Origin of the sequence: Flintibacter porci (assembly GCF_041925195.1) — a bacterium.
Lineage (GTDB): Bacteria > Bacillota > Clostridia > Oscillospirales > Oscillospiraceae > Lawsonibacter > Lawsonibacter porci.
In genome coordinates this window covers 98,706-117,916 of the sequence record NZ_JBHEVB010000002.1, presented here as the reverse complement: position 1 = coordinate 117,916, position 19,211 = coordinate 98,706, and the positions used below count along the sequence as shown (strand labels likewise).

The following is a 19,211-nucleotide window of genomic DNA, read 5'->3' as shown; positions in this document are numbered from 1 at the left end:
ACAGCGATATTATGGATGTGAGGAAAGGAGGACAGGCCCATGCTAAAGCTGATCTTAGGCCGAGCAGGCTGCGGCAAGACCACCACAGTGCTGAAGCGCCTGTGCCAGGCGGGCCGGGAGCGGCGGCAGGTGCTGATGGTCCCGGAGCAGCAGTCCCACCAGGCCGAGCGTGCCCTTTGTAAAGCTGGGGGAGACGAGGTATCCCTGTACGCCGAGGTGCTGTCCTTCAGCCGTTTGGCCAACCGGGTGTTCCTGGCCGCGGGAGGCGTGGGAGAGCCGGAGCTGGACAGCGGCGGACGGCTGCTGCTCATGTACCAGGCGGTGAAGGCGGTGTCCCCAGAGCTGACCGTGTACGCCCGTCCTTCCCGCCGTCCCGCCTTTCTGGAAAACCTGCTGGCCACGGTGGACGAGCTGAAAAGCTGCTGTGTCCAGCCTCAGCTGCTCCTCCAGGCGGGGGAGGAGGTGGAAGGGCCCGAGGGGGACAAGCTGCGGGATCTGGGGCTCATCTGCGGGGCCTATCAGGCGCTCACTGCCCGCACCGCCCTGGACCCCCGGGACCGGCTGACCCGCACGGCGGAGAAGCTGGCCATTTGCCCTTGGGCCCGGGATATGGACCTGTGGCTGGACGGCTTCACCGACTTCACTCCCCAGCAGGGGGAGGTGCTTGCCCAGCTTATGGCCCAGGCCCACCAGATCACCGTCACCCTCACCTGCGACCACATGGAGGAGGACGAGGGGGGGACCGGCATCTTTTCTCCTGCCCGGCGTACTGCTGCTATGCTGGTACGGCTGGCTAAGGAGCGGGGCATTTCCTGTGAAGTAGAAATCCTTTCTGGCGACTGCTCTTTCAGAGTTCCTGCCCTCGAAAAGGTGGAGCGGGAGCTGTTCGGTCCTCAGGAAGAGCCCGTCTCCTGTGAAGGAGCAGTGGAGCTCCACCGTGCCCTCACCCCGCGCTCTGAGGTGGAGTGGGCGGCCTCCCGCATCCGTACCCTGGTGCGGGAGGAGGGACTGCGCTACCGGGACATTGAGGTGACGGCCCGGGATTTTGGAACCTATCAGCCCCTCATCGAGTCGGTGTTTCCACGGTATCAGGTACCCGTGTTCGCCTCGGCCATGACGGACATTCTGGAAAAACCCATCCTCACCCTGGTGACGGCGGCCCTGGAGACGGTGGCGGGGGGCTACCGCTACGACGATGTGTTCCGCTATCTGAAAACCGGCCTCACCGATCTTCCCGAGGAGGATCGGGATTTATTGGAAAACTACGTCCTCAAGTGGAATCTGCGGGGGAGCCGCTGGACCCAGACAAAACCCTGGAATATGCACCCCCGGGGCTACGGCTTCCCCATGACGGAGGAGGACAAGACCCTGCTGGAGCGGCTGGACCGCGCCCGCCGCCAGGTGGCCGAGCCCCTGGAGCTTTTGCGAAAAAACACAAACAAAACCGGAGAGGGTCAGGCCATAGCCCTTTACAGCTTTTTGGAGAATATCGGCCTTCCGGAGCGGCTGGAGGAGCGGGTGGCCGCCCTGCGGCAGCGGGAGCAGCCCGCCCTGGCCGAGGAGTACCGCCAGCTGTGGGAGATCGTCTGCGGCGGTCTGGAGCAGTGCGCCCAGCTGCTGGGAGAGACTCCCATGGAGCTGGAGGAGTTTGCTGCCCTGTTCCGGCTGGTGCTGTCCCAGTACGACGTGGGCACCATTCCCGTCTCCCTGGACCGGGTGACGGCGGGAGAGACTACCCGCCAGACCGGCCAGCACGGCAAGGTTCTGTTTCTGCTGGGGGCGGACGATGCCTCCATCCCTCAGGTGTCCACCCCGGCGGGGCTGCTGTCTGACGACGACCGCTCCCTGCTGGCATCCTACGGCCTGGAGCTCAACCAGACCGCCCGGGATTTGCTGTACCGTGAGATGACTACCGTCTACCTCACCTGCGCCCGGCCCACCCAGAAGCTTATCGTCTCCTGGCCGGGCCAGAGCGGCGCGGGAGAGGAGCGCCGCCCCTGCTTCCTGGTGGAGCGGCTGCGGCTGCTGTTCTCCGATCTCACCGTGGAGCGGGAGGAGGACCTGTATGGCCGCTTCCGCCTCCAGGCTCCCCTGCCTGCCCTGGAGCAGGCGGGACGCAGCCAGAGCGCCCACGACGCCCTGCTGGCCCTGCCGGAGTACGCCCCCCTGGTGGAGCGGCTGGACCGGGCTGCCCGGTGGGAGCGGGGCAGATTGTCCCGCGGGGCCGTGGAGCGGCTCTACGGCCACCGGGTGCCCATGTCGGCCTCCCGGATGGATAAGTACAAATCCTGCCATTTCTCCTACTTCATGCGCTACGGCCTCCAGGCGGAACCCCGCAAGCCTGCCGGCTTTACAGCGCCGGAGTACGGAACCTTTGTCCACTATGTGCTGGAGCACGTTCTCAAGGACGACGCTTTCCAGCAGACCACCCTGCCTGGCTGGGAGGACGAACAGGACCAGGAGCGCCGGGACCGAGTGGCCGAGCTCACCCGGCAGGCGGTGGAGCAGTACGTCCGGGAGGAGCTGGGCGGCCTGGAGCAGCAGAGCGAGCGCTTCCAGTATCTGTTCTGCCGACTGCTGCGTTCCGTCCAGGCGGTGGTGGACAACGTGACCCAGGAAATCTGGGCCTCCAAATTCCGGCCCATCTCCTTTGAGCTGGGCTTTGGCAGCGGCAAGGACCTGCCCCCGGTGGAACTTACCGTGGGGGATGTGACCCTGAGCATCACCGGCTTTGTGGACCGGGTGGATGGCTGGGAGAAGGACGGACGGCTCTACCTGCGGGTGGTAGACTACAAAACAGGACGCAAGTCTTTTGACTTAACAGAGGTTTGGAACGGACTGGGCCTTCAGATGCTTCTCTATCTCTTCACCCTGGAGGATCGGGGAGAGAAATTCTACGGCAAACCAGTGGAGGGTGCAGGGGTCCTGTACCTCCCTGCCCGGGACGCCATCATCAAGGGCAGCCGCTCCATGTCGGATGACGCCTGGCGCAAGCAGCTGGACAAGGAGCTCACCCGCAGCGGCCTGGTGCTCAGCGATCCGGCGGTGCTGGACGCCATGGAGGAGCCGGGGGAGAAGGGCTACCGCTTTTTGCCCTTAAAGGTGTCCAAAAGTACCGGGGAGATCTCCGGTGAAGCTCTGGCCACTGCCGAGCAGCTGGGCAAGCTGGGCGGCCACATCCAGAAGGTGCTGGAGGAGATTTGTGAGGAGATTGCCCAGGGGAACATCGCTGCTGATCCCTTCTGGCGTGGGCCGGAGAAAAACGCCTGCCGCTACTGCGACTACGCCCAGGCCTGTCACTTTGAGGAGGGCCGGGGCGGCGACGGCAAGCGGTGGCTGGCCAGTGTGAAAAGCCGGGAGTTTTGGGAGAACGTGGCCCGGGAGGAAAACTGACCCGAGAAACGGATATTTTGGAAAGAAGGCGCTTAATTATGTGGGCGGTATTTGCTCTGCTGTCGGCGGTATTTGCCGCGCTGACCTCGATTTTGGCTAAGCTGGGAATGGGGGAACTCAACTCCAACCTGGCCACCGCCATTCGTACGGTGGTGGTGCTCATTATGGCATGGGCTATCGTATTTATGACTGGAAAACATCATGAGATGGGAGATATCACCGCCCGGAGCTGGCTGTTTCTGGTGTTGTCCGGAGTGGCCACCGGGCTGTCCTGGCTGTGCTACTACCGGGCGCTCCAGCTGGGACCGGCCAGCAAGGTGGTGCCCATTGATAAGTTCAGCGTGGTCATTTCCATGGTGCTGGCCTTTGTGGTGCTGAAAGAGGTCGTGGACGTGAAGACGGTGGTGGGCGGTCTGCTCATTACTGCGGGCACATTTGTATTGATTTTGTGAGTTTGGAAGAAGGAGGCGTGCCGCCATGGCCTTTCCCTTGACCGAAGAACAACGGAAGATCGTAGACGACCGGGGCGGGGAGCTGCTGGTGTCGGCAGCGGCCGGTTCTGGTAAGACCCGGGTACTGGTGGAACGGCTGCTGGACCGGGTGACCGGCGAAGGGCTGGACATCACCCAGTTTTTGGTCATCACCTACACCAAGGCGGCAGCGGCTGAGCTGCGGGGGCGCATCGCCCAGGAACTGTCCCAGCGCCTGGCCCAGAACCCCAATGACCGCCATCTCCGCCGACAGACCACTCTGGTCTATCAGGCACAGATCTCCACCATCCACGCCTTCTGTGCCGCCCTGCTGCGGGAGAGTGGCCATCTGCTGGACTTAGACCCCGACTTCCGCCTGTGTGATGAGGGGGAGGGAGCGGTGATGACCGCCCAGGTCCTCCAGGACGTGCTGGAGGAGCAGTATGAGAACCTCCAGGAGGGGGACGACTTCGCTCTCTTGGTGGATACCCTGGCGGCAGGCCGGGACGACAGCCGCCTGGAGCAGATCGTGCTGGATGTATTTGGCCGCATCCAGAGCCACCCCGACCCGGCCCAGTGGCTTTTCCGGCAGAAGGCGGTGTGGGCGCTGGAGGGGATAACCGACGCAGGGCAGACCCCCTGGGGGGCTCTGCTGCTGGAGGACGCCGCCCGGCAGGGCCGGGAGGCAGAAAAGCGGCTGGAGCGGGCTCTCAGCCTCTGTGCCCAGGATGAGCTGCTGCAAATGAACTACGCCCCCTCCATCCAGACCTCTCTGGAGGCCGCTCAGGCGTTCTGTGAGGCGGCGGAGGGTTCCCACTGGGATCAAACCTGCGCCTGCCTTCCTGTGCCCTTCCCGGCGGTGGGACGCAAGCGGAAACGCAGCGAAGAGCTCAGCCCCCTGGAGGAGAGCCGGGCGGCGGCGGTGACCCAGCAGGTGAAGAACCTGCGGGACACGGCCAAGGACCTGCTTGCCAAGGCGGCCGAGCACTTTGACGGGGACAGTGCCCAGGTGCTCTCCGATTTGCGGGAGGCCGCCCCGGCGGTGCGGGGCCTTATGGACCTGGTGCTTCGCTTCCAAGAGGCCTACCAGGCGGAGAAAACCCGGCGGGGTGTGCTGGACTTCTCCGACCTGGAGCACTTCGCGGTAAAACTTCTGGTGGAGCCCTCGGGTGAGCCCACCGCTCTGGCTAAGATGTGGGGTGCGCGCTTTGAGGAGGTAATGGTGGACGAGTACCAGGACACCAACCAGGTGCAGAATGCCATCTTTACCGCCATCTCCCGGGGTGGCCGCACTCTCTTTGAGGTGGGCGACGTGAAACAGTCCATCTACCGCTTCCGACTGGCCGACCCCACCATCTTCTTGGACAAGTACCGCCGCTTTGTCCCCGGAGACGAGGCCAAGGAGGGGGAGCCACGCAAGCGGGTGCTGTCCCGCAATTTCCGCTCCCGAGCCCAGGTGCTGGAGGGGTGCAACGACCTGTTTCGGAACATTATGTCCACCCAGCTGGGCGAGCTGGACTACACCGACGACCAGGCCCTGGTGCCCGGAGCAGAGTTCCCGGAGAGTGGGGACTACGCCCTGGAGCTCAATGCCCTGGACCTCTCCTACCTGGGGGACCAGGAGGGAGAGAAGGAGGACAAGAACCGCCTGGAGGCCCGGTTTGTGGCCCGGCGCATCCGCGCCCTGCTGGAGGAGCCGCTGATGGTAAAGGAGGGGGACGGTGTGCGTCCCCTGCGGCCCAGTGACGTAATGATTTTGCTCCGCAGCCCTGGCGTGGTCCTCCACCACTACATCCGTGCCCTGGGGGAGGAGGGCATCCCCTGGAATGCCGAGGGGGGCGAGGATTTCTTTGCCACCACCGAGGTGAATGTGGCCCTGTCCATTTTGCAGATCGTGGATAACCCACGCCAGGATGTGCCCCTTATCGCCGCCCTGCGTTCCCCGGTGTTTGGCTTTGACGCCGACCACCTGGCCCAGCTCCGTGCCGGGACTAAGGGGGACTTTTACTCTGCCCTGGTGCAAGCCGCCCAGGATGGGGACACGGCCAGTGAGGACTTTCTCCGCGAGCTGGAGGAGCTGCGCTTTGGGGCGGGGGACCGCACCTGCCGCCAGCTCATCTGGCACATCTACGAAAAGACCAACATCCTGGGCCTCTTCGGGGCTATGCCGGGAGGGGAGGAGCGGCAGAACAACCTGCTCACCCTCTATGCCCTGGCCGGACAGATGGAGGACGGCGGCTGCCGATCTCTGTTCCAGTTCCTCCTGCGCCTGGAACGGCTGCGGGATACGGGAGCCAAGCTCACCGCCGCCGGAGGAGGCGGCGATGGGGACGGGGTGTCCATCCTGTCCATCCACAAGTCCAAGGGCCTGGAAAAACCAGTCGTGCTGGTGTGCGGCCTGTCCCGGCGGTTAAACCGGGAGGACCTGATGCGCCCGGTGCTGTTCCACCCGGTGCTGGGGGTAGGTCCCAAGGGGTTAGACCGGGCACGGATGGTGGAGTACCCCACTCTGGCCCGCCGGGCGGTGTCCCGGCAGCTGGAGCGGGAGATGATGTCCGAGGAGATGCGGCTGCTGTATGTGGCCATGACCCGGGCCAAGGAGAAGCTGATCCTCACCCTGGCCCTTACCGAGGGAGCACGCGCTCTGGAGCGGCTGGCGGAGGATGCCGCCGCGCCGGTGTCTCCCGTGGCCCTGGAGCGGCAGCAGAGCGTGGGACAGTGGATCCTCCTCCATGCCCTCACCCGGCCGGAGGGGGAGATCCTACGCACCTTAGCGGGAGGCGGCACTGAGTGTACCGCGCACCTGGGTCCCAAATGGTCCATCTGCTGGATAGAGGGCCAGGGGCTGGAGGAATCCAAGAGCCGGGCGGGCCGCTTTGTTCCCGTCTCCCGGGAGGAGGACAGGGAGGACCTGACTGCTGCCCTCACCTGGACCTATCCCTACGCCGCTGCGGTGCAGGCCCCCTCCAAGCTCACCGCTACCCAGCTCAAGGGTCGGGTGCTGGACCAGGAGGCCGCCCAGGAGGCCCAAGGAGCGCCACAGACCGCACCGGAGCCCATCCGCCGCCCGGACTTCATCGCCCGCCGGGAGGGCCTCACCGCTGCCCAGAAGGGCACCGCTCTCCACCTGGCTATGCAGTATCTGCCCCTGGAGGGGGACCACAGCCCGGAGGCCATCGCAGAGGCGGTGGCCGGGATGGTTCGGGACGGCTTCCTCACCTCCTTGCAGGGAGAGGCGGTAAAACCGGAGGTGCTCAGCGCCTTCTTTACCTCGCCCCTGGGCCGGGAGCTGGCTCAGGCAAAGGAGGTCTACCGGGAGTTTAAATTCTCCCTGCTCACCCCCGCCGGGGACTACCTGCCCGGTCTGGAGGGGGAGGAGGTCCTTCTCCAGGGCGTGGTGGACTGCTGGTTCGTGGATGAAAAGGGCATTACCGTGCTGGACTTCAAGAGCGACCGGATTTTGCCGGGGCAGGAGGAGGAACGGGCACAGTCCTATGCCCCCCAGCTCAGCGCTTACAGCCGGGCTCTGGAGCGGATCACCGGGCGGCCGGTCTGCCGCAAGATGCTGTGGTTTTTTGCCACCAGTACACCAGTAGAGCTGCCAAAAACAGAAAATTTGAAAAAATAAAATGGAAAACCTATTGCAATTTTAGAAAAGGTATGCTATGATACCAGTTGCGTTTACAAACGATCCCTCCATGGAGAAAGAGGTGAAGATACAATGAAGGCAGGAATTCATCCCGACTATCAGCAGACCACCATTCGGTGCGCCTGCGGCAACGTGATCGAGACTGGTTCTACCAAGAAGGACATCCGTGTCGAAGTGTGCTCCAAGTGTCATCCTTTCTACACCGGTAAGCAGAAGGTGGTTGACACCGGCGGACGCGTCAGCCGCTTCAACAAGAAGTTTGGCCTGGACAAGAAGTAAGATTGCGCCTAAAAGAAGCCGCACCGAGCCCTCGGTGCGGCTTTTTGCATATTGCCCCGGGAATGGAACCGCCCGGTGGCCCGTATACTGTTTGGGAGGTATGTGCCATGAAGAAGATTGATCCGAAGGACGTAAGCCAGAACGTATTTTCTCTCATTGGGGACCAGTGGATGCTCATTACCGCCGGTACGGCGGAAAAATGCAACACGATGACCGCCTCCTGGGGCGGTCTGGGTGTGCTGTGGGGCGGTCCTGCCGCCACCTGCTACATCCGTCCTCAGCGCTACACCAAAGAGTTTGTGGACCGGGAGGAGTATTTTACCCTCTCCTTCTTTGACGAGAGCTACCGCCCTCAGCTGGCCCTGTGCGGCAGCAAGAGCGGCCGGGACGTGGATAAGGTGAAGGAGTGCGGCTTTACAGTGAAAACAGCGGAGTGCGGCGCCCCCTACTTTGAGGAGGCCAGCCTGGTGCTGGTGTGCCGCAAGCGCTTTGTCCAGCCCATGGATCCCCAGCTTATCCCCGACGACGTGAAGGAGCGCTGGTATCCCCAGAAGGACTACCACACCATGTATATTGGTGAGATCGTGGAGGCCCTGACCAAGTAAAAGGGCTTCGGAATTTTGGAGGTTGTATGACCGAAAACTTTACCAAAGACAAGCTGAACCGGGCGGTGCTAGTGGGCCTGAGCGCCCACAGCCTCACCCGGGAAGAGAACGCCACCGAGGAGTCCATGGAGGAACTCAAGGACCTGCTGGAGACCGCCGGAGGCGAGAGCGTGGGCATGGTGCTCCAGCAGAAGGACAGCCCCGATCCCCGCACCTTCATCGGCCAAGGCAAGGTGGACGAGGTGCGCCAGCTGGTGCGCACCATGGGTGCGGATATGGTCATCTTTGATAACGCCCTGTCGCCCTCCCAGCAGCGGGTGCTGGGGGAGGAGCTGAAGGTGGGCGTGCTGGACCGGTCTGCCCTGATTCTGGATATCTTTGCCCAGCGTGCCCGTACCCGGGAGGGCCGTCTCCAGGTGGAACTGGCCCAGTACAAATATCTGCTACCCCGACTGATCGGCATGTGGAGCCACTTGGAGCGCCAGGAGGGTGCCATCGGTACCCGTGGTCCCGGTGAGACCCAGCTGGAGACTGACCGGCGGCATATCCGCCGCAAGATCTCCAAGCTGGAGGAGGAGCTGCGGGATGTGCGCCGGGTCCGTGCCACCCAGCGCCAGCGTCGGGAGAAAAACGAGGTGCCGGTGGTGGCCATTGTGGGCTACACAAACGCGGGTAAATCCACCCTGCTCAATAAGCTCACCGGCTCGGAAATCCCCGCCAACAATCGGCTTTTCGATACCCTGGACACCACTACCCGCACCCTGGAGATTTCCGATACGTGCACCGTTCTATTAAGCGACACGGTAGGCTTTATCCGCAAGCTGCCCCACCATCTGGTGGAGGCCTTCAAGGCCACCCTGGAGGAGCTGTCCTTCGCCGACCTGTTGCTCCATGTGATCGACGCCTCCAACCCGGAGTGGCGGGAGCAGGCTCAGGTGGTAGACCAGCTCATTCTGGAGCTGGGGGCAGAGCAGACTCCCCGCATTGAAGTTTTTAACAAGTGCGACAAGTGGACCGGCGAAATTCGTCCCCACGGAGAGGACATCGTCTCCATCTCCGCCAAGACAGGGGAGGGGCTGGACAAGCTGCTGGAGGCCATCGGCAAGCGGCTGGACAGCGGTGCCAAGCGGGTGACCATCCACCTGCCCTACGATAAGGGCGGCATTTTGGACCAGCTCTATCAGGAGGCCAAGGTGGAGCAGGTGGAGTACGCCGAGACCATCGACGTGGTGGCGGTGTGTACCCCCAAGACCATCGGCCAGCTGGGCCCCCTGGTGGAGGGCTGGCAGCCCCATAAAGAACCTTGGGAAGATTAAGCCGCAGCCATTTACCCCCCTCATGTTCGGAGGGAAACGGATAAGGAGACTGGGATCATGACGTTAACAACAAAACGATTGACCCTTCGCCCCTTTGAAGAGCGCGACGCGGAGGACCTGTATGCCTATGCAAAGGACCCTCGGGTGGGGCCGGTGGCTGGTTGGCCGCCTCACGCCAGCTTGGAGGAGAGCCGGGAAATCATCCGCACCGTATTTTCTGCGCCCAATGTGTTTGCTGTGGTGGAGCGGGAGCACGGGGCGGTGATCGGGTCCGCCGGTTTTGTGGGCCGGCACCGGAAGGAGCTGCCTGGGCCGGATGAAGAACTAGGGTATGCCCTCCACCCGGACTTCTGGGGACGCGGCCTGATGACAGAAGCTGCCCAGGAGCTGATTCGTTGGGGGTTTGAAGAGCTGGGACTGAGTACCATCTGGTGTAACCACTATGACGGAAATGAGCGTTCCCACCGCGTGATTGAAAAGTGCGGGTTTCAATACCAGTTTTCTCAGGAGGAGCAGGTAGAACTGCTGAATGAGTGCCGGTTGACGCATTTTTATGCCTTAAGCCGGGCGGACTGGGAAAACAGACGGGCGGTGATGTTATGACCGAATATTATATTCCCACCCAGGCCAGCGAGAGCGAGTTTGTGGAAAAGCGCTCCCGCTTCATCGGCCACGTCTGGCGGGTGGAGACGGAAGAAGAGGCACGCGCCCACATCGAGGAGATGAAAAAGCGCTACTACGATGCCCGGCATAACTGCTGGTGCTACATCATCAAGGATGGCCCGGTGCGCTACTCCGACGACGGAGAACCTCAGGGGACGGCCGGACAGCCCATGCTCAACGTGTTCCAGCGGGAGAACGTGGTCAACGTGTGCTGTGTAGTCACCCGGTACTTTGGAGGCATCCTCTTGGGGGCTGGGGGACTGGTGCGGGCCTATACCCAGGGAGCCAAGGACGCCCTGGACGCGGCGGGTATCTCGGTGGTACGCCGCTGGGTAGCCATGGAGGTGCCCTGCACCTACGCCCAGTTTGAGAGCACCCGCCGGGAGGTGGAGTCCTTCGGCGGCGTGGTGGAACAGGTGGACTATGGAGCCGATGTGGTGCTGTCCGCCCTGCTTCCGGAGGAGCGGGCAGAGGAATTTTCTGCACGGATTTTGGACGTGTCCGCCGGGACTATTGAGGTGCTGGAGGCGGGCGAGCGATTTCAGGATGTGCCCTGGCGGGCGGCAAAGGAGGACTGACCCATGCAAGCAGTAGAAAACGGCCTGGAGCGGCTTGTTGCCTGTGTAGAGGAATACGACAAGGCCATGGAAAAGGTGACCGCACGGCGTAAGCTGGGAGACGGCATCCTGGGCTTTGGCAATGACCCCAAGCGGGCTCCCTGCCACATGGATTTTTATGAAAACATGGGAGAGGCGGTGACTGCTGCCCTGGCTGAGGGTGCAGACGCGGAGGCTATGGTGCGCTTCCTGCTGGAGCTGGCCCAGAGCAAGGGTCACTACCAGATGGCCTATCCCATGCTGGAGGCGGTGCAGGGCCACGCTTTGGTTCTGGTACCCCACCTGGAGCCCCAAAAGGCCCGGGAGCTGGCCTACTGGTATGGACGGCAGTATCCCCGGGTGCGCCGCCTGCCGATACAGCAGAAGCTCTATCAGGCCCTGGAGAAACGCGGTCGTCAAAGAGAGTAAAAAACGGTTCCCCCGCCTGGGGGAACCGTTTTTTCTTAGTTGGTATATTCCGAGAAGCCGAGGGAGTAGTCTACGGAAGTGATTTCACAGTTTAATTTTTGGTTTGGCTCAAAGTAAATGTCCAGTTCCTGATTCCCGTCTCCCGAGCAGGTGACCAGCGCCACAGTGCTGCCCGGGTTGATGCCGTCCGCTTCAAAGGTGAGGCGAAGGGTATGGCGTCCCAGGAAATTGGACATGGGGGTGATCTCCACAGGAGAATCCTGGGGAAGGCCGGGCATGTAGATGAGGTATTCCAGACTGTTGGAGTCATTCTCCGTTTCACTGGAAACCACATGGCGCAGGACGTAGGCGGTGTTGGGATCATCCCCGCAGTTCTCCAGCCATTGCTTGATTTCCTGGTTATCCGTCATAGCCAGATACTCTTCCGTGGGCAGGGAGGTCACCCCACCTCCTCCGGAGCTAGGAGCGAGAGAGGTAAGGGAGAACAAGGCGAACAGCAGCACAGCCAAGGGGACAATGACCACCACTGCCAGCACTACCCACAGCCCTCGGTCCTTCTTTCGTACAGGAGTCTGAATGTTGGATGTTTCCTGAGACAGGGGAGAGGTGCACCGGGGACACACCTTCCAGTCCGGCTCCACTGGAGCGGAGCAGTTGGGGCAGCTGGCCTTCAGCCGGGCACCGCACTGGGGACAGGAGACATAGGACTCCCGCACTGGAGTTCCGCACTGAGGACATTTCAGATCAGGGTAGCTGCTCCGCACCAGCAGATAGATGATAAAGCCCACCAAAATGGGGACCAGCACGGCGATGAGGGTCCACAGGGCGGCGTTCATTCCACGGCGGCTGGCGTCCCGAAAGACATATACTCCCACCAGAATGGGTACTATAATGAGAACAGCCAGATAGACAAAGAGAACGATACTTCCTAGGAACATGACAGAGACCTCCTTTGGGTTACGAAGACCAGGGCCACCACGCCGGCGCCCATAACGGACAGAGTGAGATAGACGGACAGAACGATAGCGGCCTTAGGTGCCACAGGGAAGAGAAAAAAGGCCAGGGTAAGCAGGCACAGCAAAATGAGCACGCCCCCTGTGGCTGCGGCGGCTATGGCCCGTTGCTCCCTGCGGCGCTCCCGTTCCCTGCGGAGCATGGCCTCGTTGAGCAATGGCGGAGAATAAGAGTCAAAATGATAGATCTGATTCATGCTCCAGCACCTCCTTCAGTTTGTTTCTTGCTTTGTTCAGCCGGGATTTTACTGTTCCGGGCGGGATGCCCAGCACCGCCGCCGTGGAGGTGATGTCCATGTCCCGGAAGTAAAAGAGGATCAACGTCAGCCTCAGCTTTTCCGGCAGAGCGTCCACCGCCCGGTGCAGGTCCGAATAGTCCGCAGCCTCCGGAGCAGGGACGGACTGGAGGGCCTCATCCTGTTCCTGGGTGGTGCGGAAGGGGAGAATCGGACTGCGAAAAGCCCGGCGCAGTACGCTGCGGTAGGTGTTGACGCAGATTTGGGTGAGCCACGGTTCAAAAGGCCGGGCGGGGTCGTACTGTGAGAAGTGGCGAAATGCTTTAAGCCAAGTCTCTTGGTACAGGTCATCCGCGTCAAAGGAATTGGCGCACAGCGTGCGGCACAGGCCGTACAGCCGCCTGCCATATTGCTGGATGTATGGGTCGAGCAAGCCTTGTCCCCTCCTTTCACTGACATATACCACCGGGGACGGCAAAAGGTTCATGGAAAAATAAAAAAAGTGAAAAACCCGCCCGGCCCGTTTGTGCGCGGGTCGGGCGGGTTTTGCATTTCTTTAGTTCAGGAAGTCCTTCAGCTTCTTGGAGCGGGAGGGATGGCGCAGTTTTCTCAGGGCCTTGGCCTCGATCTGGCGGATACGCTCACGGGTGACGTTGAACTCCTTGCCCACTTCCTCCAGGGTGCGGGTGCGGCCGTCCTCAATGCCGAAGCGCAGCTTGAGCACCTTCTCCTCACGGGGAGTCAGGGTGGACAGCACCTCCACCAGCTGCTCCTTCAGCAGGGTGAAAGAGGCGGCCTCGGCGGGCTCAGAAGCATCCTCGTCGGGGATGAAGTCGCCCAGATGGCTATCCTCCTCCTCACCGATGGGGGTCTCCAGGCTGACGGGCTCCTGAGCGATCTTCAGGATCTCACGGACCCGCTCCACAGGCATGGACATCTCCTCGGCGATCTCCTCGGGGGAGGGATCGTGGCCCAGCTCCTGGAGGAGCTGACGGGACACGCGGATGACTTTGTTGATGGTCTCCACCATGTGCACCGGGATACGGATGGTGCGGGCCTGGTCGGCAATGGCACGGGTGATGGCCTGACGGATCCACCAGGTGGCGTAGGTGGAGAACTTGTAGCCCTTGGTGTAGTCAAACTTCTCGACCGCCTTGATGAGGCCCAGGTTGCCCTCCTGGATGAGGTCCAGGAACTGCATGCCGCGGCCCACGTAACGCTTGGCAATGGACACGACCAGACGCAGGTTGGCCTCGGCCAGACGCTGCTTGGCGCGCTCGCCCCGCTTGATGGCCTTGTTCAGCTCGGCCAGGACTTCGGCGGGAATCTCCTCGCCGGACTCCTCCAGCTCGGCCAGCTGCTCCTTGGCCTCGGCGCCTGCGCCCATGGCCTGAGCCAGCTCGATCTCCTCGTCGGAGGAGAGCAGGTTCACCTTACCGATCTCCTTGAGGTACATACGCACCGGGTCATCGGTGCCGAAGGAGTCCACCATGGAGTTGGGATCAACCATCTCCTCCTCGCTGATCTCCTCCATAGCCTCCAGAGGGGGCTCGGCGTCATCGGGCAGCTCGGGGATATAATCCTCGCCCACGGTGTCGATGCCCAGGTTCTCCAGGACATCGTAGATCTTGTCCATCTGTTCGGACTCCAGATCCATGTCCTCCAGTACGTCCATCAGCTCGGTGGAGGAGAGGTTGCCCTTCTTCTTGCCCCGTTCGATCAGCTCCGCCAGCTTCTCCGCGCCGGGGACGCCCTCTACCACCTTCATCACTTCTACCTTACCGGCCTCCATCTTGGCCTGGATCTCAGCGCTGGTGGCTTTTTTGCTTCCCCTCTTCTCCAGGATCATGATGGGGCGGTCCTGGTTGACGGTAGCTTCTTTCTTCTTGGTACTCATGGTTTCTCCTCCATATATGCTTTCTTTTCCAAATTCTTTTTCTGTGCGGCCAGCAGCAGTGCTTCCTCGCTTTGGCCGCTGCGTTTCAGGCCCTCGCCCCGGATGACGGCTATGTAGTCCGACAGGGAGCGGCGGCTGTTGGCCACCGATTCCGGCTTCTGGGCGACCCGGGCCATGTGGTCCATCTCGGGGGCGGTGAGGTCCCCGGCCAGCGCAGGCAGGCTCAGGTTCAGGTGCTGCCCAGCTCGGTCCATCAGCAGGTCAAACACCCGGCCCAGCAGGGGAGAGGAAAATTCCTTTCCTGTCAGTCCGCCCATTTCCCCGGCCAGGCCGGGGTCCAGCAGCAGCAGTCGGATGACCCCCTCCTCCGCCAGAGCGGAGCGAATGTTTTCGTAGCGCAGCTCCCGGGTCTGGGGCTGCTGGTTGACGGCGGGAGCCAGATCCCGCCGCTCCTGTTTCTTTTTCTCCTTCCGGAGCCGCTGCTGGAAGGCCTTCTTGACCTCCAGTGCCATGGTCTCCGGGGAGACGCCCGCAGTTTGGGCAGCGTGGCCGCCGTAGATCTCCCGCTCCACCGCGCTGGGCAGGGTAGAGAGCATCTGGGCGGCCTCCTGGAGAAAGGCTACTTTCTGGGCGTCGTCCTCCAGGTTGTATTTCTTTTTGATCTGATCCAGGCGGTAGTCCACCTGATTCTCACTCTGGTCCAGCAGACGCTGAAAGGCATCCCGGCCGTAGGCCTTGATAAACTCGTCCGGGTCCTTGGCGCCCCGCATCCGCAGCACCCGCACCTTCAGCCCCGCCTTTTCCAGCAGGGGGATGGCGCGCTGGGCAGCGGCGACGCCTGCTCCGTCTCCATCATAGGCCAGGATGGCCTGGGGGAAGTAGCGGGAGAGAAGCTGGGCGTGGTCGGGGGTCAGGGCGGTACCCAGAGAGGCCACCGCGCTGTCAAACCCCGCCTGATGCAGGGAGATGGTGTCCATATACCCCTCGGTGAGGATGACCTGTCCCGCCTTGGACTTTTTGGCGATGTTCAGGGCAAACACGTTGCGGCTTTTGTTGTACACCGGGGTGTCCGGGGAGTTGAGGTATTTGGGGGTGGAGTCATCCATCACCCGGCCGCCGAAGCCAATGACGTTGCCGCCGGTGTCGATGATGGGGAACATCACCCGGTTGCGGAAGCGGTCGTAGATCCGGCCGTCCTTGTTGCTCACCGCCAGACCGGCATCCAGCAGGTCCCGCTTGTCGTACCCCTCTTTGCTCAGCTCCTGAATGAGGGCGTCCCAGCGGTTGGGGGCGAAGCCCAGGCCAAACCGGGTCAGGGTCCCTTTGGACAGCCCGCGCTTTTGGAGATACGCCAGTCCCTGAGCGCCCTCGGGAGCGTACAGCCAGCGGTGGAAGGCACGGGCGGCCTGCTTATTGATGGTAAGCAGCTTTTCCCGCCGCTCCTTGGCGCCGGGAGAAGCGCCTGAGTCGGGCACCTGCATGCCGCAGCGCTTGGCCAGTACCTCCACAGCCTCCCGGAAGGAGAGGTTGTCCAGCTCCATCACAAAGTTGATGGCGCCGCCTCCCTTGCCGCAGCCGAAGCATTTGTAAATCTTCCGGTCGGGCACCACGTGGAAAGAGGGGGTCTTTTCACTGTGAAAGGGGCAGCAGCCCCAGTAGCTGTTGCCTTTTTTGGTCAAGCGCACCGACTCGCCCACCAGGTCCACCAAGTCGGTGCGGTCGATGAGCTCGTCCAGAAATTGAGGCGGCCAGGCCAAGAAAATCCCCCTCCTTTCTATGTAGTGTATTCTTTGCCGAAAAAGAGAAACTTTATCCCAGAATTTCTGTAAAGGGGTTTTCCTGTGCAGAAAATGGGCTATTTGACCTGTCCAGGACATGGGGATGAACAGCTCTGAGAAGCGTTCAACGGCGAAGGGGTCGGTCATTCCGGCGATGTAGTCGCACACCGCCCGATCCACACCCTTTCCCACGGGGCAAGCCCCGCGGGAACCCTTTTGGATTTGAAAGCTCCGGTGGAAGTGAATTCCACCGTCGCCAAGGTTTTCGCCCTTGGCAAAAACGCTTGTACGCGCTCACGCGCGCCCCGCTGTGCGGGGACCCCGCAGTCGGGCTATTTGACCGTCCAGGACATGGGTATGAACAGCTCAGAGAAGCGTTCAATGGCGAAGGGATCGGTCATACCGGCGATATAGTCGCATACCGCCCGATCCACGCCCTCCTTTACCCGGATGTCCTGGAAGTCGTCAGGCAGCTCATCGGGGTTGCTGCGGTAGTACTCAAACAGCCGCCGCAGCATGTCCTGGGCCTTGCTCTCCTCGCCCTTGGCCACCGGGTTGGTGTAGACACTTTCAAACATAAACTCCCGCAGGGTGGCCATGGCCTCGCCGATAGCAGGGGACTGGCAGATGGCGTCCTGCCCCTGGCTGGCGGTGATTACATCCTCCACCAGGGTGGAGATGCGTTTGCTGTGGGTAAAGCCCAGCAGATTGGACACTGACAGGGGGATGTCCATGGGGTAGATAATTTTGCCCCGCAGGGCGTCCTCAATGTCGTGGTTGATGTAGGCGATCTGATCGGCCAGACGTACCGCCTGTCCCTCCAGGGTGGCGGCCTGCTGGCCCTTGGTGTGGCAGACGATGCCGTTGCGCACCTCCCAGGTGAGGTTAAGCCCCTCGCCTCCCTTTTCCAGCCGGTCCACCACCCGCAGGGACTGCTGATAGTGGGCAAAGCCGCCGGGCATGAGGGAGTTGAGCAGCCGCTCTCCCGCGTGACCAAAGGGGGTGTGGCCCAGATCGTGGCCCAGCGCAATGGCCTCGGTCAGATCCTCATTGAGCCCCAGTGCCCGTGCAATGGTGCGGGCAATGCGGTTGACCTCCAGAGTGTGGGTCATCCGGGTGCGGTAGTGATCCCCCTCCGGCTGGAGAAAGACCTGGGTCTTGTGCTTGAGACGGCGAAACGCTTTGCTGTACACAATGCGGTCGATGTCCCGCTGAAAGCAGGTGCGGATAGGGCACTCCTCTTCCGGACGCTCCCGACCCCGGCTCTGATCGGCACGGCAGGCGTGGGGGGAGAGCAGAGTGTGTTCCTGCGCCAGGCGCTGCTCCCGAGACGTCATAGGCGTTGACCTCCTTTCCCAGGCAAGCGAAATCACTTATATCTCCTATATACGCAAAAGGGGACAAAATTCCTTCTTTCCAAGGAAAAAATTTTGCCCCAATTTGCTTTTTGTTAAAATTACCGGAGGAAGCGGCGCAGCAGCCGTTCCTTTTTGTCGGAATAGGGGTGATAGCGCAGATCGAGGTCGGGGCGGCTCCCTCGAATCAGGATACTTTTCACATGGGTGAAGGTATCAAAGCTGGCTTTGCCGTGGTAGGCGCCCATGCCGCTGGCTCCCACACCGCCGAAGGGCAGGTGGGGGGAGGTGAGGTGGACGATGGTGTCGTTGAGGCAGCCGCCGCCGAAGGACAGCCGGGTGAGCACCTTCTTCTGCACCCCCTTGTCCCGGCTGAACAGGTACAGGGCCAGGGGCTTGGGACGGCGGGAGACAAAGTCCATGGCCTGCTCCAGGGTGTCGAAGGGGAGAATGGGCAGGATGGGGCCAAAGATCTCCTCCTGCATCACGGGCGCGTCGGGCTCCAGGTTGTCCATGAGGGTGGGGGCGATGCGGCCGTCTTTCACCGTGCCGCCGCACACCACACGCCCGCCGGTGAGCAAGCCCTCCAGGCGGTGGAGGTGCTTCTCGTTGATGATCCGGGGATAGTCCGGGTGGTCCAAAGGAGTCTGCCCCAGAAAATGGGTGATCTCCTGCTGCAAAAGCTCCGTCAGCTTTTCCTGCACCTTCCGGTCCACCAGCAGATAGTCGGGAGCCACACAGGTCTGTCCGGCGTTGAGGAGCTTGCCAAAGATGATGCGCCGGGCGGCCAGAGGCAGGTCGGCGTCGGCGGTGACGATCACCGGACTTTTGCCTCCCAGCTCCAGGGTCACCGGGGTCAGGTTCCGGGCGGCCATCTCCATGACATGGCGGCCCACCGCCACGCTGCCGGTGAAGAAGATATAGTCGAAGGGCTGCTCCAGCAGGGCCTGGTTTTCCGCCCGGCCGCCCTCCACCACTGTGACCCAGTTGTCGGGCAGACAGGCGGAGATGAGTTCCTTCAGGGCGTGGGAGCAGGCCGGGGCGTAGGCAGAGGGTTTCAAGACTGCGCAGTTGCCCGCTGAGATGGCTCCGATGAGGGGCTCCAGGGAGAGCTGGATGGGGTAGTTCCAGGGGGCCATGATGAGCACCACCCCATAGGGCTCCGGATGGCGGATGGAGCGGGCGGGGAACTGAGACAGGGGAGTGGGTACCCGCTTGTCCCGGGCCCAGTGGTCCAGGTGCTTCAGGTGGAAGCGGATCTCCTCCCGTACCATGCCAAGCTCGGTCATGTAGCCCTCAAAGGGGGCCTTGCCCAGGTCAGTCTGGAGGGCAGTGAGCAGTTCGTCCTCCCGCGCCTCGATCTCTCGGAGCAGGTCCCGGAGGGCCTGCTTACGGCGGGAAAGGTCCAGAGTAACACCGGAGCGGAAAAACTGCCGCTGGCGGTCCATAAGGGGGGTGAATTCCATAGGGCGACCTCCTAAAAAACTCTCCAGGGGCCGATGGTGTCATCGGCCCCTGGGGTTGTATGGAAC

The 19,211-nt window shown here is 62.1% G+C and carries 16 protein-coding genes and 1 pseudogene; 9 read left to right on the top strand and 8 right to left on the bottom strand.

What is annotated here, in order from left to right:
- Positions 1-39: 39 nt before the first annotated feature.
- The 9 genes from ACEVJL_RS02450 to ACEVJL_RS02410 all read left to right on the top strand — a co-directional run bounded on the left by ACEVJL_RS02450 (position 40) and on the right by ACEVJL_RS02410 (position 11,400).
- Positions 40-3,393 carry a PD-(D/E)XK nuclease family protein gene (locus ACEVJL_RS02450; RefSeq protein WP_374736759.1) on the top strand — a complete coding sequence of 1,118 codons (3,354 nt, stop codon included), beginning with the start codon at positions 40-42 and terminating at the stop codon, positions 3,391-3,393.
- A 38-nt stretch (positions 3,394-3,431) separates the two neighbouring features.
- Positions 3,432-3,845, top strand: a complete 414-nt coding sequence (locus tag ACEVJL_RS02445; protein WP_008980961.1) for an EamA family transporter — start codon at positions 3,432-3,434, stop codon at positions 3,843-3,845.
- Positions 3,846-3,870: 25 nt separating this feature from the next.
- Positions 3,871-7,491: a helicase-exonuclease AddAB subunit AddA gene (gene addA / locus ACEVJL_RS02440; protein ID WP_374736758.1), complete on the top strand. Its 3,621-nt coding sequence runs from the start codon at positions 3,871-3,873 to the stop codon at positions 7,489-7,491.
- A gap of 93 nt (positions 7,492-7,584) precedes the next feature.
- Complete coding sequence (gene rpmE / locus ACEVJL_RS02435; protein WP_008980959.1) at positions 7,585-7,791, top strand: 50S ribosomal protein L31; 207 nt, start codon at positions 7,585-7,587, stop codon at positions 7,789-7,791.
- Positions 7,792-7,898: 107 nt separating this feature from the next.
- A complete protein-coding gene (locus ACEVJL_RS02430; protein WP_110440405.1) occupies positions 7,899-8,396 on the top strand; it encodes a flavin reductase family protein in 498 nt (165 codons plus the stop codon).
- A gap of 26 nt (positions 8,397-8,422) precedes the next feature.
- Positions 8,423-9,712, top strand: a complete 1,290-nt coding sequence (gene hflX / locus ACEVJL_RS02425; RefSeq protein WP_110440406.1) for a GTPase HflX — start codon at positions 8,423-8,425, stop codon at positions 9,710-9,712.
- Positions 9,713-9,769: 57 nt separating this feature from the next.
- A complete protein-coding gene (locus ACEVJL_RS02420) occupies positions 9,770-10,315 on the top strand; it encodes a GNAT family N-acetyltransferase (RefSeq protein WP_302667138.1) in 546 nt (181 codons plus the stop codon).
- Positions 10,312-10,953 (top strand): YigZ family protein, encoded by a 642-nt coding sequence (locus ACEVJL_RS02415; protein ID WP_151075974.1) that lies wholly within the window; start codon positions 10,312-10,314, stop codon positions 10,951-10,953. Before ACEVJL_RS02420 ends, ACEVJL_RS02415 begins: the two co-directional genes overlap by 4 nt.
- 3 nt (positions 10,954-10,956) lie before the next feature.
- Complete coding sequence (locus tag ACEVJL_RS02410) at positions 10,957-11,400, top strand: hypothetical protein (RefSeq protein WP_302667140.1); 444 nt, start codon at positions 10,957-10,959, stop codon at positions 11,398-11,400.
- A 35-nt stretch (positions 11,401-11,435) separates the two neighbouring features.
- On the opposite strand, the gene ACEVJL_RS02405 is transcribed toward ACEVJL_RS02410, so the two are convergent.
- From ACEVJL_RS02405 to ACEVJL_RS02370, 8 genes and pseudogenes are all read right to left on the bottom strand, one after another.
- On the bottom strand, positions 11,436-12,338 hold the full coding sequence (locus ACEVJL_RS02405; RefSeq protein WP_302667141.1) for a double zinc ribbon domain-containing protein: 903 nt from the start codon (positions 12,336-12,338) through the stop codon (positions 11,436-11,438).
- Entirely contained in the window at positions 12,329-12,610 is a 282-nt protein-coding gene (locus tag ACEVJL_RS02400) for a hypothetical protein (RefSeq protein ID WP_008980952.1), read from the bottom strand. The genes ACEVJL_RS02405 and ACEVJL_RS02400 overlap by 10 nt, the downstream gene beginning before the upstream one ends.
- On the bottom strand, positions 12,588-13,082 hold the full coding sequence (locus tag ACEVJL_RS02395; RefSeq protein ID WP_302667142.1) for an RNA polymerase sigma factor: 495 nt from the start codon (positions 13,080-13,082) through the stop codon (positions 12,588-12,590). Before ACEVJL_RS02395 ends, ACEVJL_RS02400 begins: the two co-directional genes overlap by 23 nt.
- A 123-nt stretch (positions 13,083-13,205) precedes the next feature.
- Entirely contained in the window at positions 13,206-14,417 is a 1,212-nt protein-coding gene (rpoD, locus tag ACEVJL_RS02390) for an RNA polymerase sigma factor RpoD (RefSeq protein WP_235397916.1), read from the bottom strand.
- A gap of 125 nt (positions 14,418-14,542) precedes the next feature.
- Complete coding sequence (dnaG, locus tag ACEVJL_RS02385; RefSeq protein WP_325207224.1) at positions 14,543-16,303, bottom strand: DNA primase; 1,761 nt, start codon at positions 16,301-16,303, stop codon at positions 14,543-14,545.
- A gap of 141 nt (positions 16,304-16,444) precedes the next feature.
- A pseudogene (locus ACEVJL_RS02380) lies at positions 16,445-16,504 on the bottom strand (hypothetical protein); the annotation flags it as partial.
- Positions 16,505-16,656: 152 nt separating this feature from the next.
- On the bottom strand, positions 16,657-17,661 hold the full coding sequence (locus ACEVJL_RS02375; protein WP_374736757.1) for a deoxyguanosinetriphosphate triphosphohydrolase: 1,005 nt from the start codon (positions 17,659-17,661) through the stop codon (positions 16,657-16,659).
- Positions 17,662-17,780: 119 nt separating this feature from the next.
- Positions 17,781-19,145: an aldehyde dehydrogenase gene (locus ACEVJL_RS02370; RefSeq protein ID WP_235397855.1), complete on the bottom strand. Its 1,365-nt coding sequence runs from the start codon at positions 19,143-19,145 to the stop codon at positions 17,781-17,783.
- Positions 19,146-19,211 lie beyond the last annotated feature (66 nt).

Coding starts and splice junctions, on each gene's coding strand:
- ACEVJL_RS02400 (WP_008980952.1), bottom strand. CDS start 12,610: ATGAATCAGATCTATCATTTTGACTCTTATTCTCCGCCATTGCTCAAC.
- ACEVJL_RS02445 (WP_008980961.1), top strand. CDS start 3,432: ATGTGGGCGGTATTTGCTCTGCTGTCGGCGGTATTTGCCGCGCTGACC.
- addA (WP_374736758.1), top strand. CDS start 3,871: ATGGCCTTTCCCTTGACCGAAGAACAACGGAAGATCGTAGACGACCGG.
- ACEVJL_RS02430 (WP_110440405.1), top strand. CDS start 7,899: ATGAAGAAGATTGATCCGAAGGACGTAAGCCAGAACGTATTTTCTCTC.
- rpmE (WP_008980959.1), top strand. CDS start 7,585: ATGAAGGCAGGAATTCATCCCGACTATCAGCAGACCACCATTCGGTGC.
- ACEVJL_RS02415 (WP_151075974.1), top strand. CDS start 10,312: ATGACCGAATATTATATTCCCACCCAGGCCAGCGAGAGCGAGTTTGTG.
- ACEVJL_RS02410 (WP_302667140.1), top strand. CDS start 10,957: ATGCAAGCAGTAGAAAACGGCCTGGAGCGGCTTGTTGCCTGTGTAGAG.
- ACEVJL_RS02375 (WP_374736757.1), bottom strand. CDS start 17,661: ATGACGTCTCGGGAGCAGCGCCTGGCGCAGGAACACACTCTGCTCTCC.
- ACEVJL_RS02420 (WP_302667138.1), top strand. CDS start 9,770: ATGACGTTAACAACAAAACGATTGACCCTTCGCCCCTTTGAAGAGCGC.
- ACEVJL_RS02370 (WP_235397855.1), bottom strand. CDS start 19,145: ATGGAATTCACCCCCCTTATGGACCGCCAGCGGCAGTTTTTCCGCTCC.
- hflX (WP_110440406.1), top strand. CDS start 8,423: ATGACCGAAAACTTTACCAAAGACAAGCTGAACCGGGCGGTGCTAGTG.
- ACEVJL_RS02450 (WP_374736759.1), top strand. CDS start 40: ATGCTAAAGCTGATCTTAGGCCGAGCAGGCTGCGGCAAGACCACCACA.
- ACEVJL_RS02405 (WP_302667141.1), bottom strand. CDS start 12,338: ATGTTCCTAGGAAGTATCGTTCTCTTTGTCTATCTGGCTGTTCTCATT.
- rpoD (WP_235397916.1), bottom strand. CDS start 14,417: ATGAAGGTGGTAGAGGGCGTCCCCGGCGCGGAGAAGCTGGCGGAGCTG.